Origin of the sequence: Hydrococcus rivularis NIES-593, assembly GCF_001904635.1 — a bacterium.
Taxonomy (GTDB): Bacteria; Cyanobacteriota; Cyanobacteriia; order Cyanobacteriales; family Microcystaceae; genus Hydrococcus; species Hydrococcus rivularis.
Map to the genome: position 1 here is coordinate 91407 of NZ_MRCB01000016.1, position 16039 is coordinate 107445.

Consider the following 16039-nt stretch of genomic DNA (forward strand, 5'->3'; position numbering starts at 1 on the left):
AAAAGCTATCGCACCATGGCATAGGCTTGTTCGGAAATTATTGGAACTTCTGGATACAAACCCCGAATACACTGAAAAATTGAATAAAAAGAAGAACCTGCCACAAACAAAAAAATCAGAATGCTAATCGTATTGCCCAAAAGAGAACCCGACCAAGCCGAATCGCCAGCTATCACTCCAGAGAATGCTTGTTGTGAAATGCCAAAAAGGGATAGAACCAAACGGCATAGCGCGGCAAAAACTGATAGCAATAATGCTTGCATTGCATTGTAGCGAAGAAAGTGAATCAATTTGGGATTTTGAGCGATCCCTGCATATAACCAAATAAAAATTGCCAATGCAACGATAGGAAATCCGCCGACTCCCAGATAATAAAATTGCAGCAGGGGCGACAAGGGAATCAACAGCCACAGTAGTGGCGGAAAGAAAGCGAACAAATAAATCCCAAAAGGAATCACTTCTATCAGAGGCACTAGATAAGTTAAGCAGGCGAATAATTTATCTTTAGCTTTGGGCGAACCGCGCCAAACCATTACCTGGTCTCCTATGAAAACTTTAGAAAAACCTAGAAGCTTAATAGCTTTTTAGTCAGTTTGTTTATCATTATAGGCAATGCGCCGATGCTGTTGGGCGAGCGGCGATTTTGCAGTTCCCCAATTTTCAAGATTTTAAATAACTCAATTGCCATCGATATTAGCTAGCACGAAGCCCATCTGACATTCATAGAGTTCGGAGCTGTGGCGATCGGCTTTAGCCAGAGAATGACCGCAGCCAAGTTTTCCGTGATGCCAGCGAGGCAATCCGTGGCTATTGGCAAGCAAACAACCCGAACAAACTTGTTGTGTAGAAATGATTTGTTCGTCAGTTAGAATCACTAGCATGACACCATTCCTCGATCCCCAATGCTGCTGAATTTATTGTAATCCTCGCTCCAGGCACTAGAGGCAAGATTGTCATACAGCTTAATCAGAACTTTAAAAAATAGCAGTATTGTTTAATACATGTGCCCCTGAATTCAAAAAACTAGCAGTTCGTAATAATCTGTAATATGATGGGAGTAATGCGAATAGTTTTTTAGACAATAGAGTGGCAAAAAGGGGGTGAAGTCCGTGTTAAAGAAGGTAAAGCCTCATAACCCCGAAGTGGTTGACCTAACAGAAAGCATTATGCTTCGTACTGCCATTGCTCGGGAGAACCACGCTGCGCTTCGTTCTGGATTTGCTGGCTATCCACCCAATCCGCGCTGGAACGTGACCAAGTTTCGCGCTTGGAAGACGGGTCGTCAGTTGAAAGAAGCCCTAGAACACGGCGAGATGGTAGTGCGATCGACAGACTGTATGTTAGTGCCAGCCCAAGACCAAGGAAACGGTACAGACGAAGAAGTCCGAAGTTCGCAATGGATTGACTTTTTCTCGCACAAGCAATTGGTACTGGCTGCGTAGATAGAAAAAACGTTAATTTAGAGAGACGGTTATCATAAAAGACGATATCCGCTCTTTTTTTGAAGCCGATCGGCAACGCATCATGACTGAGAAGGTTACTCAATCCGATCCCAAACTTCCGCCTTTGATTCCTCGCGAAATCCTGTTTGGCAACCCCCAACGCAGCAGTCCACGTATATCAAGCGATGGTAAGTATTTAGCCTATATTGCCCCCGACGACAAAAATGTCTTGCAAGTTTGGTTGCGGACTCTGGGGCAGGAGGACGATCGCAAGCTAACCGACGATAAAAAACGGGGGATTCGGGCTTATTTCTGGACGTATAATCCCGAACAGCTCATCTATCTACAAGATTCGGATGGAGATGAAAATTTCCACCTTTACTCGGTCAATATTCAGACCAATATCGTTCGAGATTTAACGCCATTTCAAGGCGTGAAAGCACAAGTAATCGATCTCGATCCCGACTTTCCCGATGAAATTCTCGTCGGACTCAATCTTAATAACCCAGAGAAATTTGATGTTTATCGCATTAACCTAAAAAATGGTGCAGTCGAATTCGACACTGACAATCCAGGCAATATCGTCGGCTGGACGGCGAATGCACAGTTTCAAATTCTCGCTGCTGCCGCGGCTACGCCCGATGGGGGTTCCGATCTACTGTATCGCGAAACGCGCGATCGCCCTTGGGAAATTCTCCGTCACTGGGGGCCCGACGATACGGGGGGAGCAATTAGTTTTTCTAGCGATAACAAAACCTTATATATTTTAGGCTCTCACGATGCCAATACCCAGCGGTTAATCGCTTTGGATTTAGCTACCAGACAAGAGACGGTTATTGCTGAGGACGAACAGTACGATATCGGCGGGATCGTAACTCATCCGACCAAGCGTCACATCCAAGCAGTTTCCTTTTACAAAGATAAGGTGCATTGGCAAATTCTCGATGAAAGTATTGCCGCAGATTTTGAGGCATTAGCTAAAGTGCGCCCTGGAGAATTCTCGATGACTAGCCGGGATTTGGCCGATGAAAATTGGATTGTCGCTTACCTCACCGACGATGGTCCGGTTTATTACTATCTCTACAATCGAGCCTCGAAATCGAGTACCTTACTCTTTAGCAATCGACCAGAATTAGAAGAGTTACCCCTGTCGTCGATGCAACCCATTTCTTATCAGGCACGAGATGGATTAACCATTTATGGATACTTAACCTTGCCGATCGCGGGAAAAGCTCCCTATCCTGCGGTTCTTCTCGTCCATGGCGGTCCTTGGGCAAGGGATACCTGGGGATACGACCCACAGGTACAATGGCTGGCTAATCGCGGTTATGCGGTCCTACAGGTGAATTTTCGAGGGTCTACTGGCTATGGGAAAGCTTTTCTCAATGCAGGGAATCGTCAGTGGGCGGCAGCAATGCACGACGATTTGATCGATGGGGTCAATTGGTTAGTCGAACAGGGAATTGCCGATCGCGATCGGATTGCAATTATGGGCGGTTCTTATGGGGGCTATGCAACTTTGGTGGGATTGACCTTTACGCCAGAGGTATTCGCCTGCGGGGTGGATATTGTCGGACCGAGTAATATTATCACGTTGTTACAAAGCTTTCCCCCCTACTGGAAACCGATGACGGCGATGTTTGAACATCGGGTAGGGAATTTGGAGACCCAAGAGGAGTTTCTCAAATCGCGATCGCCCCTCTTTTTTGTGGATAAAATTCAAAAGCCATTGCTAATCGCACAGGGTGCGAACGATCCCCGTGTCAAGCAAGCAGAAAGCGAACAAATCGTTGAAGCGATGCGTCAAGCCGGTAAACCCGTTAAATATGTTCTTTATACCGATGAAGGACATGGATTTGCTCGCCCGGAAAACCGCTTGCATTTTTACGCGATCGCTGAAGAGTTCCTGGCACAATATTTAGGAGGACAATTTGAACCCGTGGGAGACATTAAAGGTCACTCAGGAATTGTCAAATAATTCATAGCGATCGCGCAAATTTTGTAGAGTAGGGGTGCAAAGTAATTTGCACCCTTAACAGGTATAATTTGATGATTCTATTTTGCTTGATATTGCTGATTGGCAATGATAAAAATACCCAAGATAGTTTGGCTGAGTTTGAGCTTAGCTTTTTCTATATTCTATAGTTGTTTGGGATTGCAACAAGCTTTTAGTAGCGAATATATCGTTCAAGATGATGCGCGGCAGCATGTTTTTTGGATGATGCGATTTATCGATCCAGCGTTATTCCCTAACGATTTTATTGCTGATTATTTTCAATCGGTTGCTCCCTTAGCATACAAAACGATTTACCAATTAGCAGCAGCGATCGGCATTAATCCTCTATTTTTTAATAAAATATTGCCTCTATTTATTGGATTAATTACTACTTTTTACTGTTTTGCTTTTTCTCTAGAAATATTGCCATTGCCAGGGACAGCATTTATCTCTTCCTTAGTTCTCAATCAAAATCTCTGGATGAAAGATGATTTGGTTTCTGCAACTCCTAGAGCATTTTCTTATGTATTAATTCTAGCTTTTTTATATTATTTATCCCGTCGTTATTTAGTTCCTGTTTTAATCGCGATCGCTCTAATAGGACTAATTTATCCTCACTGCATTTTTCTGGCTGGCGGTCTTCTAATTATTCGATTATTTAAAAAGAAAGAAAAAGGTTTTTATTTATCTCAAAATCCTCAAGATTATCGCTTCTGCTTTTTGGGGTTAGGGGTGGCATTTCTTGTCATGCTTCCCTATGCTCTCAGTCATTCTGTTTTCGATCCAATTATTACTGTCGCTCAAGCTAAACAATTGCCAGAATTTTTACCCGGAGGACGAACTGAGTTCTTTTCTCAAAGACTCGACGAATATTTCATCTATGGCAAACGCAGTGGGATGTTTCCCATGTATCCATTTATTCCCCTAACTCTTGTAAGTGGGGTGTTTTTACCATTACTGCTCAAATTTCCCTCGCGGTTTCCCTTGGTGAAGCGAATTCAACCTAATATTATTCTTCTTCCTCAACTCCTTTTTGGATCGTTGGGTATGTTTTTTATTGCTCATGCTTTTATATTTAGATTGCATCTTCCCAACCGTTACACTGCTTATAGCTTTCGGATTATTATTGCATTATCAACAGGAATTACTTTATCCTTAATTTTAGATGCTTTATTGAATTGGGTAGCCAAAAAAACGATATCTTTTTCGAGAAGACGACAAGTCATCGCCCTTAGTTTTATTGGTTTAATTGTTGGAGCAATTCTTTTTTATCCCAACACAATGAAACGATTTCCAATCACGCTTTATGTCGAAGGAAACGAACCAAAGCTATATGAGTTTTTTAAGCAACAACCTAAAGATATCCTCATCGCTTCTCTTGCCGAAGATACTAATAGTAATTTACCATCTTTTACTCAGCGATCGATTTTCATCGGTAGAGAATATTCGATCCCCTATCATTGGGGTTACTATAGAAAATTTCGTCAAAGAGCGATCGCTTTAATCCAAACTCAGTATAGTTCTAGTTTAGAAGAAGTAAAACGGTTCATCAAAAACCATCATATCGATTTCTTTTTGCTGGATAAAAATGCTTTTACTCCTGAATATTTAGCCGATAATTCCTGGCTGCAACAATTTCAACCCTATGCAAAACAAGCCCAACAAAGATTAGAACGAGGAAATCTTCCAATTCTGGCAAACTTTATCAAAGATTGCTCTGTATTTGAGACAAAATATCGAGTAGTTTTATCGGCAAAATGTATCTCAGGATCGACTTCTAAAAGAATGTCTAAAAATCAGGCAATTTAAGATTTTTTTTAACTAATCATCAATTGCTAATAAGGTGACAACGAGACCAGAAAGCTTGTTGGATAATGATCGTAGTCCTAAGACCTTTCTGATAAAATGAGGACTTATATCATTTTTCATTCATTAATGACAGAGATGGTCGATCGCCCTCACCCCCAACCCCTCTCCCAAACTGGGAAAAGGGAAAAAGATGTCGATCGCGAAAACCTGAAAATTGGTATAATACCATTTTTGCGAAGCCGCCGCACGCTCCTTGAACCGCTTCAAGAAGAACGGCGGATTTTGGATTGAAAAGTAAGGGCGCTTCGATCTAAAAATGCGAGAGGCTTCACACAGAACTGCTGACTAATTGCGAATCGATCGTTGCCAATTGCCAATTGCGAATTGGTAGAAGATGTTTCGCTTCGCTATCGCTACGCTCAACATGACAATTAGTTATAACGATTGACGCGCTTACGAAACGTTCTGGAGAAGATTATGAAGCAGATCTCAGTCGCGTCATGTCTAATCCCATTGCTTTAAAAGTTAAAATTGCTGACATGAAAGACAATATGGATTGCGATGGATTGCGATCGCATTTTCCATCGAACCGAGCAAGATTGCCAACGGCTTAAGAAATATCAGATGATTCTTCCGCGATCGGCAGCGCTTGCTAAACTTTTTCAGGCTAAAATTCATTAACACAATGCAAAATTCTCACCTCAACAAATATGCCCTCGCTCTTCATACTAGCAGTCCTCAATTAGGACTTAGCCTGAGTAATTTTGCTGGCGACAGTCGCACTCAAACCTGGAATTTAGATCGAGAATTATCTACTTATTTACATCAATATCTTATTGAATTTCTGAAGCCTCAAACTTGGAAAGATCTAGAATTTATTGCCGTAGCAAAAGGACCTGGAAGCTTCACCAGTACTCGTATCGGTGTTGTAACTGCTCGAACTTTAGCACAACAGTTAGAGATTCCTTTATTTGCTATTTCTACCCTAGCAGCGCTTGCTTGGGCAAAATGCGATCGCTCTTCTTCCAATCAAACAATTGCCCTGCAAATGAATGCAACGCGAGGTCAATTATATGTTGGAATTTATCAAGTTTGCGATCGCTCTTCGGGTTTGATTGCCTATTTACCCGATACGGTAATGACACCAGAAACATGGCAACAAACCCTAGAAAAGTCAGAAACTTCTTACCAATTAATTGTCGCACCAACCGCGCTAGGAGCGACTGCCGATAGTTTACTCGAACTAGCTTATCAAAATTGGCAAGCGCAAAAGCGCCCTCATTGGTCGGAAGCTTTGCCATTTTATGGAGTATGATTCTCATTACCAGTCTAAGCTTTACTAACCGTTAACTTACTACCACCTGAAGCATTTCTTCTGGAGTGAGATAGGGGTATACGACTTGTCCGTCGCGAAACCAAATAATGCGCTGAGAATGACGCGCGACTTCTTGTTCGTGAGTGACTATGACAATGGTAATGCCGCTGTTATGAAGTTCGTCGAAAATCGCTAGGACTTCGCGAGTCGTCTGGGAATCGAGTGCGCCCGTGGGTTCGTCTGCTAGCAAGAGAAGAGGATTATTGACAATAGCACGAGCGATCGCAACCCGTTGTTGTTGTCCTCCGGAAAGTTGATTGGGTTTGTTGTTGATTCGATTTTCTAACCCGACTCGCGTTAAGGCAACTATCGCGCGATCGCGCCTTTCTTGTTGCGGCACGGCTGCATATACCATCGGTAACATGACATTCTCCAATGCTGTCATCTGAGGCAGCAGATGAAATTGTTGGAAAACAAAACCAATTTTTCGGTTGCGAATTTTAGCTAATTCGGTGTCCGGCAGTTTTGAGACATCTAAGTTATCGAGATAGTAGCGTCCAGAGGTGGGGCGATCGAGACAGCCAATAATATTCATTAAAGTAGACTTTCCCGATCCCGATGCTCCCATAATCGAGCAGTATTCGCCTTGGTCGATAATCAAGTTCACGTTAGAGAGGGCATGGACGGCTGTTTCTCCACTGCCATAAACTTTAGATACTTCTTCCAAACGAATAATGACGGGATGGTAATCGCGAGAAGATTTCTGAGGTAGGCTCTCAAAGGTCATATTGAAACGGTCGAGCTTGCGATCTATCTACTATTATAGGTTTCCCTCTTTTTAAATTATTTTTGAGGTTCGCTCGGTAACATTTTTAGAGAAAAAAGGCAAGCTCGTTTTCTACCGCAGTTAATTAACCGGACAAAAAGAAAAGGGAATTCAATAATACTGGCAGAATCAAAATCAACCAAGTATCGATAGTTTGCTTTTAATATTATTAGAAAATTAATCAGAACATTGTGAATTACAAATTATGAATGATGAATTTAATTTTATGATACCTTTAATTTTATGATACCTTGTTTTAATTAAACCTAATTATTGCTATCAAACATGAAAAGATTTTGGGGAGCGATCGCATTTGTAATTATAATGATAATAGTAAGTAATATGGGAATCTCCGTGGCTAAATCGGAACCTACGCTATATTTAGCCTACCCTCCCAACAATCATCAAACGACTTCAGACAAGATTTTCCTGATAGGAACTGCTTCTCCCGATAGAGAAGTGTTAGTCAACGATCGACCTATCGCTCGCAATAAAAGCGGACATTTCGCGCCCAGTTTTCCCCTCAAGATGGGAGAAAATCTCTTTACTTTGCGCGATCGCGATCGGGAAATTCAGGTCAAAGTCACTCGAATTGCCAGCGAACCAAAAATGCCAGTTGGCATTGCATTTGCTAAAGATTCTCTTAGCCCGGCAGTAGATATTGCCAGACTGCCCGACGAACTCATTTGTTTTGGCGCGATCGCGCCCCCGAACGCGACTGTTTCTGTGCGATTAGATAACCAAACCATTCCTTTATTAGCCCAAGCACAAACCGTTCGATTACCGCCTAATTCTGCTGTTTTAACTTCAAGCAATGAACCCGCTACATCGGAAGCAGGCAACTATCAAGGATGTTCTACCTTTTCCAAAGTCGGTAAATTAGGAAATCCTATCTTTCAACTCAGCCTAGATGGAAAAACAATTACTCAACCGGGTGCGGGAGGTGTAGAAATTCTTTCTCCGAGCAAATTGGAAGTAGTAGAAATAACTGCCCCATCGGGAGTGGCTAGAACGGGTCCGAGTACCGATCATTCTCGTTTAACGCCTTTACCCAAAGGAACGATGGCTTCTGTTACAGGGATAGAGGGAGAATGGTTGCGTTTAGATTATGGCGGTTGGATTAAGCGAGAAGAAACGCGATCGCTCCCCAATAATATTCCGCCAAAATCTATTATTCGAGGCATTAATTCCCGACAGGTTGAAGGAGCAACAGAAATTATTTTTCCTCTACAAGTTCCCGTTCCCATTAGCGTACAACAGGGAGAAAAAAACCTGATTTTAACGCTTTACAATACAACCGCACAAACCGATACGATTAAATTCAATGACGACCCGATAATTAAGCGTTTAGACTGGCAACAAATCGCACCGGGACAAATTCAATATATTTTTAATTTAAAATCGGAGCAACAATGGGGGTATGACTTGAGATATCAAGGAACGAGTCTCATTCTTTCTCTGCGACATCCCCCACAAAACCAGAAACAAAATCCGACCTCTTTACAAGGAGTTAAAATTCTTCTAGACCCCGGACATGGCGGCACAGAAACAGGGACAACAGGACCAAATGGCTATACAGAAAAAGAAATTGCTTTAGTAGTTTCAAAACGATTAGAGCAGCAATTAATCGATCGCGGTGCGAAGGTTTACATGACAAGAGAAGAAGATAAAGAACTCTCTTTGCAAGCCAGAGTCGATGCAATCGATACAGTCAAACCAACCATTGCACTTTCAGTTCACTATAATGCCTTGCCAGATTGGGGCGATGCGATAAATACCAAAGGAGTGGGAATATTTTGGTATCATCCCCAGGCACACAATTTATCAGTTTTTCTCCATAATTATCTAGTCAAAAAACTCAACCGTCCCTCCTATGGCGTGTTTTGGAATAACCTCGCTCTAACTCGTCCTTACACGGCACCTTCAGTTTTATTAGAACTCGGATTTATGATCAATCCCGATGAATTTGACTGGATTAGCAATCCACAAGAACAAGAGAAATTAGTGCAAACGCTAGCAGATGGAATTGTTGAATGGTTTGATACGGTTCGATAATCGTTTGTCTGCCTGACGAGAGAAGCTGTTTCGCAGACGGGCGTATTAAGTTAATACCAATTTCCTAATTTACCCAAAACCCTTTCCTAAAACCTCACGGGGTGGCAAACAACCGTAAAGGACGATGAACAGTTATCGGTAACAGAGACCCCTAAACAAAACAATTCAAATAGAAAAAACTAGCAGCATTCTTACCGATACCAATCAAATATGAGAGTTGTCGTCATCTTCAAAGACTTTTGGGATTATCATAACTAACCCCAAAATATATTTGGTTCCCCATTCTCAAACATAAAAAAAGAGAAAATGTTAGGTAGCGATCGATAGAATCTGATGGCAAGAGCAAAATTTATTTGTAGCCAGTTTAATTGAAAAAAAGAGCAATTCTGCTCTTTTAGATGTTACAAAATAAAAAGGCAATAGGAAGATAGAAAAGCAAAAAAGATTAATCAAATCAGTTTTGAGATTGCCAAAAGGGTATGAAGTAGTGCTGGTTGAGTGACAAAACTCAAATCGCCCTCACCCCAACCCCTCTCCCAGAACGGGAGAGGGGCTTTTCACTTAAGACTTTGGACTGAAGTCCCTTCGCCCCTTATGGGAGAAGAGATTTAGGGATGAGGGGACAAAGATTGGTCAGTCAATCAGCCAATCAGCTAACTTTAGCTTCAGAAATCGCGATTAAAGCCACATCGACTCGATGTTCTTGCGGTTGCATCAATTCGGCACGGATTCCCGGTCCAAAAAATTTTTCGATCTTTTCTTGCTTTTCCTGCCACTTTTCTAGAGAAATAAAAGGAGATTCAAATTCCAAAATAAGCGTGTAGGAATCGTTAATTGCCGTTTCTCGCACTCCTGTCAAAACGGGTCTTTCTTCATTGCTAGGACTCAATCCCAACCGTTTTAAAGATTCATCTAGATGTGCATCCTGACCGAAGCGATAGCGGGTCACATCTTGACGAACCTGATTTTGAGTTGGCGTTCCTTGCTTTTCTCGCAAGGCGACAATTTCTGGCGGCGTGGGTTGACTGTAAGGAACTGGCTTGAGTTCGGTGATTTTGAGTGCCAGACCGCCGAGGATTAGGGGAATTCCATAAAACCATCCACCGATGTTTAAGGCTGCCTTTCCGGTGACGTAGGCAATGAGTCCAACAGAGGTTAAGATCCCGCCTAGAGTGAGTAACAACGATGCTAAAGAGAATTTGCGAAACATGGGGATGAAATAATGCGAGTGATAATCTCGGATAATTGACAACCTAGCTCTTGAAGCTATTAATTAGTTATTCTAAATGACCAGTTAGGTATTCTGGTTGTAAATTTCCCAGCTAGCGCGATCGGGAGCTAAAAAGGCTTTGCAATAACTGGGGATTTCCTAGAGAAAAAACTCGCGATCGCAACAGCAACCACGAGTTGAATTCACACTGGAAGGGTGACTTTCTTAACCTAACCTAGAGGGTGGAAAAGCAGATCGGGGTAAATGTTGTTAAACACAATCAACCAAACGGCTGTCTCGGCTAGCCATACAAAGAGAATTACCGGAGCCAAAGAAAGAAATTTTGCCATAAACTATTCTCCAAACAAGATATTGCGATCGAAAAATTATGACGGCTCAAACGATGAGTTAACGGGGAGAAACAGGAATTTCCGAATCCTTTGCGGTTAAGGTACCAGCAAGGAATTCTTTAACAGCCAATAGAGGCCATGCAAAGGCAGCTATCATCTGTTTGAGTGCTAGAGGAACGTCAATGATGATTTCTTTCATTTCTGCGTCCTTCTCGTCTCTGATGGCGATCAAGTAAGCGCGACCTGCCCAACCTATCTGTCCGGCAATATATAGGAAAAGAATGCTAGGAATAAAAAAGTCACCCATATGATCCCAGCGGCCATCTACAATTAAGTGAGGATAGCCTTCTGGTCCGCAAAGGGCTTGAGCATAGCGTTCAGCACGCTTTTGCCCAGATTTGGGATCGGCAGTCGTGTTGAGGAAGTTCTTGGATTTTTGCTTGAAGGCAGGGGTTTCGCTACAAGGCGTTAACCCAGCAACGCTACCATCGGCAGAGGCAGGAGGAGCAAAATTAAACCACAAGGTAACAATGAGAATTAAAGCCAACAAATGCTTCATAAGAGTTGTTTCCTTTTGTAACAAAAGACTGAGTTTTTTGTACGAAAGATGTAGAAAATCGGCTGCATGCAGATGTAATAATACTCTGACAAGTTTGCCGAGTAAAGTTTAAGTTACAAGAAGTAGTCTTTTGTATCAAACTATCAGAGAATGAGCACGATTCTAGCAATCGAAACAAGTTGTGATGAAACTGCCGTTGCAATTGTAAAAAATCGTCACATTTTGAGCAGTATTATTGCCTCCCAAATCGACCTCCACGGAACCTATGGGGGAGTCGTACCGGAGATGGCATCTCGCCAACATTTACAAACGATTAATCCCTGCATCGCCCAAGCGTTTGCCTCCGCAAAACTGGGCTGGGACGAGATCGACGGCGTTGCCGCTACGGTAGCGCCTGGATTAGTAGGCGCATTGATGGTTGGAGTTACCGCAGCTAAAACTTTGGCAATTTTGTATCACAAACCCTTCATCGGCGTGCATCATCTTGAAGGTCATATCTATGCAACCTATTTAAGCGATCCCGAATTGCAGCCGCCATTTTTGTGCCTTTTGGTTTCTGGCGGTCACACGAGTTTGATTTACGTTAAAGACTGTGGCGTTTACGAGATGCTGGGATCGACTCGCGATGATGCGGCTGGAGAAGCATTTGATAAAGTTGCGCGCTTGTTGGGCTTAGGGTATCCGGGAGGACCTGCCATCGATCGCGCTGCTAAAATGGGCAATCGAGAAGCGTTTCCCCTGCCAGAAGGGAAAGTCTCCTTGCCAGAGGGAGGCTATCATCCCTACGATTCCAGTTTTAGCGGGCTAAAAACGGCAGTTTTGCGATTAGTACAGAAGCTCAAGGCAGAAAACCAACCGTTGCCGATAAACGACCTCGCAGCTAGTTTTCAAGAGACTGTAGCGCGATCGCTCGTGAAAAGAACCATTACCTGCGCGATCGATTATGGGATTTCCACAATTGTTGCGGCGGGTGGCGTGGCAGCTAACAGTGCCTTGAGAGCACATTTACAAGCTGCCACCCAAGAACACAATCTCAAAGTCTACTATCCTCCACTCACGCTATGTACGGATAATGCGGCGATGATTGCTTGCGCGGCAGCAGATCGTCTCAACCGAGGACAAACTTCTTCGCTAACTCTAGGCGTTCAATCGAGGTTGCCGATAACGGCAACTAAGCAGCTATATCATTAATAAAGTATTGTAAAAAATTTTATTAACGCGATCGCAATACAACTCCCTTCAGTCGCCCTTACTAGGAAGAAGGGCGAAGCTAGAGGGATAATTTTAGTTTTCTAGCAACCTATTTTTTACTGACTGTTTACAATTGAAGTTTTTAGGCGATCGACAAAAAAATTAATTTTTTTTGTTGATTTAAACGCTTTTATTAAAGCCAAAAAACGCGACAATCTTTTTTTGTTAATCTTCAAAAATCATTACTAATCTTGTTTTCTAAACACAGGTTACTTCTGCTAATTTCCCTTGATTTTCTCTTTCTAGAGGAGGTAAATGCTGCTGTAATTTGCGATGGGGATTAATCATTCGCATCAGATCGAAATTAGGCATTTCAGCCCAACAGCTTTGGCAGAACCAGTATACGTTACCATGACGGACATGGCGAAGTAATGAATTCCCGCAACAAGGACAGTTACTCATACAACCTCAACCTCTCTATAACTCTCTTCAATCAGAATAAGATTGAAATTTGAGGAACTTGTGAGGATCGCGATGGGTTTTTCGCGATCCCCTCCTAAATCAAACAGGCAAGTCAGAGCGATCGCCCGACAGCATTTTTCTCGACGCTTTTAGGAGCAAACGCCGTTCGGCGCGAGCGATCGCCCGACAGGTTCTTTCAACTGCCTCCGGTTCTACAGAAATCGAGGTAATTCCCCACTGTATCAAGCGATCGACGAGTTCGGGATACTGTACGGGAGCTTGCCCGCAAATCGAGCATGGGATTTCTGCATCCCTCGCAAGGCGGATTAACTGTTCGATCGCGGCTAGCATGGCTGGATGACGAGCATTCAATCTATCTGAAGACATCGCTCCTTCGCGATCGACTGCCAACAAGAATTGAGTGAGATCGTTAGTGCCAATAGAAATGCCCCCAACGCCAGCTCGAATCAATTGTGGCAGCAGAAAAATAACGGAAGGGACTTCTGCCATAATCCACAGTTGAAACATCTGGCGATCCAATAATCCGGCTCGTTCGACGCGACTGCGACAGAAGCTAAACTCCTCAACACCCCGAACGAATGGCAAAATGAGGTTCACATTCGTGTAGCCAGAATCACTAACTTGCTTCAAAGCCTGCAATTCTAGCTCGAAAAGCGTCGGATTTAACTGATAGCCACAAGTTCCTCGTTGCTCGCTCGATTTTTTACCTAAAAGAAAACTAAATTCGGGCGCTTTGCTATCGATAGAGCGATAAAATACGGGTCGCGGTGCAAATCCCCTGGCAAATTCAGCGATCGCTTGCGTCAACCATTCGACTAGGTGCGATTGTTGAGATGGCTCTAGCCATTCTTCTAGAGGCTTTTGAGACAGCAACTCTGATATCATCCATTCCGATCGCAACAATCCCACGCCATCGACAGGTAATGCAGCCGCCTTGGCAATAGCACTCGGCTGGCTCAAATTGACCATCAACTGAGTGCCAATTGGATAATCAGCAATCAATTCCTGTACTTCTGATTTCTGTATGGGCGTTTCAGGACATGTTTCTGTGACGGTTGGCGATTCCTCTTTGAGACGATAAACTTCTCCTTTGTCGCCATCGAGTAGTAACAATTCTCCGGTGCGAACTCGTTGCATTGCGCCAGTAGCGTTGACAATGGCAGGAATTCCCAATTCTCTGGCGATAATAGCGGTATGGCTGGTTATGCCTCCCCGTTCGGCGATAATACCCGCTGCTTGTTTGATCCATGGCAGCCAATGGGGATTAATTTGTCGCGCAACCAAAATGCTTCCGACTGGTACGGCAGCTAGATGTGCGTCATCTGCGATCGTGTGGGCAACAGCAATTGCTTTTCCTGGAGAAGCCGATAATCCAGTGAGCAGGAGTTGGGAATTTTCCATAACAGATCGTGTAGGAATCAAACTAGCTGCAGGCGCTTGTTTGGAGAGATTGGGGCGAATTTGCGCGATCGACAACTGGGAAACTGACGAGAGCGTCCACTCAAAGGAACCGGAGAATTGCTGTTCGGCTACTAAACGCCGAGCCAACCGAATCAGTTGCTCTAAAATAGTCTCGTCGAGAGAATAGCGTTCTTGTTCTTCTGGTGCTAACACATAGGTTTCGAGAGGAATGTCGCGATCGGTTGATTCTGGCATGGATTTTAAGCGATAGGCGCGGATTTTGTAGCCCAACTGCTGAGTTTTTATCTGTCCCGTTGAGAGTTGGATTTGATAAGTGTCGGGCAACACCTCTCCTCTAAGGATGCTGTAGCCTAATCCCCAGGTTGACTGAATCTCAAGACAATCCGAGTCAATGGCTGTCGTGCCAGAAGCGATCGCGTTTTCGAGCGGCTGTACTAAAATGGCTAAGTCGATCTGTTCGATGCCGATCCCTCTTCGCTGCCAGTAAAACAAACTTTTTGCGCTAAATAACTCCGCCCAAGTCCGTTTTATGGCTAATTCTAATGCCTCCGGTTCGCACCAACAAACCTGCGAGGGAAGCAATCCTGAAAATCGTTCTTCGAGCGAGTGCGGCAGCGATAACGAGATACGCAAAATTAAAGCGCAAGACTTTAATTGTTGGGCGGCAGTCGTGAAAAGCGATCGCCACTCGGCAGGTAAAGTTGCTCCAAGGATTTCCTGACGGCTTTGTCGCGCTACCCGTTGCAAGGTCGAACGATCATCTACATCTAAATGTAAAGAAGAATAAGGGAGATCGGTCAAAATAGAGGCTTTACCTTCGAGATTTTCGATAAATTCTCTCCAAAATTCCGTGCTAATGACGAAACCAGTAGGAATCGGATAGCCTTGCTGCCTAAACTGACTTAAGACAAAGGCTTTTTCTCCGACCGATAAACGATCGGAAGGTTGAATACGATCGAGCCAATATAGTTCTTTCACCTGAATAATAGAGATCTATTAGCAACAAAACGTTGCCTTGTGTTTTCTCGCCCGCTACATTATCCTGGTTTAAATTGTGACCTCAGTTGTCAATGGTTCGCAGTAAATTTTAATTTTTTTGTTAAAAGTTAAAATTTAATATTAGTTTTAAACAAGAATATAGTTGAGAGCGATCGCGCTAAAGCGCTGTTAAGCGGGCAGGTAAAAGCGAGAGAGTCACAACGATTAGAAAAACAAAAGCTCCTCCAGTTTCTAACATCGCCACGAATTGAATTTTAATATAGCGATACCACCGTTGATTCCAGGCGGCAATGCTAAATTTAAGAGGAGCGATCGCATGATAAATTATCCGCTCTTAAGAACTTAGACAAGATAGGATAAAGTTAGATCGACTTAGACACTA

At 43.3% G+C, this 16039-nt stretch carries 15 protein-coding genes; 7 read left to right on the top strand and 8 right to left on the bottom strand.

All coding sequences use genetic code 11. From position 1 onward, the window contains the following. Positions 1 to 5: 5 nt before the first annotated feature. Positions 6 to 533: a Tic20 family protein gene (locus NIES593_RS14135; RefSeq protein WP_073600195.1), complete on the bottom strand. Its 528-nt coding sequence runs from the start codon at positions 531 to 533 to the stop codon at positions 6 to 8. 144 nt (positions 534 to 677) lie between these two features. Then, positions 678 to 881, bottom strand: coding sequence for a hypothetical protein (locus NIES593_RS14140; protein ID WP_073600196.1), 204 nt, complete (start codon positions 879 to 881; stop codon positions 678 to 680). Between the two features lie 228 nt (positions 882 to 1109). Here NIES593_RS14140 and NIES593_RS14145 point away from each other — a divergent pair, with 228 nt between their 5' ends. The 5 genes from NIES593_RS14145 (at position 1110) to tsaB (ending at position 6562) form a co-directional block, all read left to right on the top strand. Then, a complete protein-coding gene (locus tag NIES593_RS14145; RefSeq protein ID WP_073600197.1) occupies positions 1110 to 1442 on the top strand; it encodes a hypothetical protein in 333 nt (110 codons plus the stop codon). Positions 1443 to 1524: 82 nt separating this feature from the next. Continuing rightward, a complete protein-coding gene (locus NIES593_RS14150) occupies positions 1525 to 3420 on the top strand; it encodes a S9 family peptidase (RefSeq protein WP_073600198.1) in 1896 nt (631 codons plus the stop codon). Between the two features lie 105 nt (positions 3421 to 3525). Then, entirely contained in the window at positions 3526 to 5247 is a 1722-nt protein-coding gene (locus NIES593_RS14155) for a hypothetical protein (RefSeq protein ID WP_073600199.1), read from the top strand. Between the two features lie 126 nt (positions 5248 to 5373). Then, positions 5374 to 5538, top strand: coding sequence for a hypothetical protein (locus tag NIES593_RS24240; RefSeq protein WP_175561140.1), 165 nt, complete (start codon positions 5374 to 5376; stop codon positions 5536 to 5538). A gap of 394 nt (positions 5539 to 5932) precedes the next feature. Further along, entirely contained in the window at positions 5933 to 6562 is a 630-nt protein-coding gene (gene tsaB / locus NIES593_RS14160) for a tRNA (adenosine(37)-N6)-threonylcarbamoyltransferase complex dimerization subunit type 1 TsaB (RefSeq protein WP_073600200.1), read from the top strand. Between the two features lie 31 nt (positions 6563 to 6593). Here the strand turns inward: tsaB and NIES593_RS14165 are convergent, their stop codons facing one another. Beyond that, positions 6594 to 7349, bottom strand: coding sequence for an ABC transporter ATP-binding protein (locus NIES593_RS14165; protein ID WP_073600201.1), 756 nt, complete (start codon positions 7347 to 7349; stop codon positions 6594 to 6596). Between the two features lie 324 nt (positions 7350 to 7673). On the opposite strand from NIES593_RS14165, the gene NIES593_RS14170 reads away from it, so the two are divergent. Continuing rightward, positions 7674 to 9443 (top strand): N-acetylmuramoyl-L-alanine amidase, encoded by a 1770-nt coding sequence (locus tag NIES593_RS14170; RefSeq protein WP_073600202.1) that lies wholly within the window; start codon positions 7674 to 7676, stop codon positions 9441 to 9443. Between the two features lie 649 nt (positions 9444 to 10092). Here NIES593_RS14170 and NIES593_RS14175 read toward each other — a convergent pair. From NIES593_RS14175 to NIES593_RS14185, 3 genes are all read right to left on the bottom strand, one after another. Further along, entirely contained in the window at positions 10093 to 10653 is a 561-nt protein-coding gene (locus NIES593_RS14175; protein WP_073600203.1) for a DUF2854 domain-containing protein, read from the bottom strand. 230 nt (positions 10654 to 10883) lie between these two features. Further along, a complete protein-coding gene (locus NIES593_RS14180; RefSeq protein ID WP_015142240.1) occupies positions 10884 to 11003 on the bottom strand; it encodes a photosystem I reaction centre subunit IX / PsaJ in 120 nt (39 codons plus the stop codon). 58 nt (positions 11004 to 11061) lie between these two features. Then, positions 11062 to 11562: a photosystem I reaction centre subunit III gene (locus NIES593_RS14185; RefSeq protein ID WP_015142241.1), complete on the bottom strand. Its 501-nt coding sequence runs from the start codon at positions 11560 to 11562 to the stop codon at positions 11062 to 11064. A 150-nt stretch (positions 11563 to 11712) separates the two neighbouring features. Between NIES593_RS14185 and tsaD the strand changes: the two genes are divergently transcribed. Further along, on the top strand, positions 11713 to 12753 hold the full coding sequence (tsaD, locus tag NIES593_RS14190; protein WP_073600204.1) for a tRNA (adenosine(37)-N6)-threonylcarbamoyltransferase complex transferase subunit TsaD: 1041 nt from the start codon (positions 11713 to 11715) through the stop codon (positions 12751 to 12753). A 258-nt stretch (positions 12754 to 13011) separates the two neighbouring features. Here the strand turns inward: tsaD and NIES593_RS14195 are convergent, their stop codons facing one another. Together NIES593_RS14195 and NIES593_RS14200 are read right to left on the bottom strand one after the other, a co-directional pair. Then, on the bottom strand, positions 13012 to 13215 hold the full coding sequence (locus NIES593_RS14195) for a hypothetical protein (RefSeq protein WP_073600205.1): 204 nt from the start codon (positions 13213 to 13215) through the stop codon (positions 13012 to 13014). A 99-nt stretch (positions 13216 to 13314) separates the two neighbouring features. After that, positions 13315 to 15636 (bottom strand): putative PEP-binding protein, encoded by a 2322-nt coding sequence (locus NIES593_RS14200; protein ID WP_073600206.1) that lies wholly within the window; start codon positions 15634 to 15636, stop codon positions 13315 to 13317. Positions 15637 to 16039 lie beyond the last annotated feature (403 nt).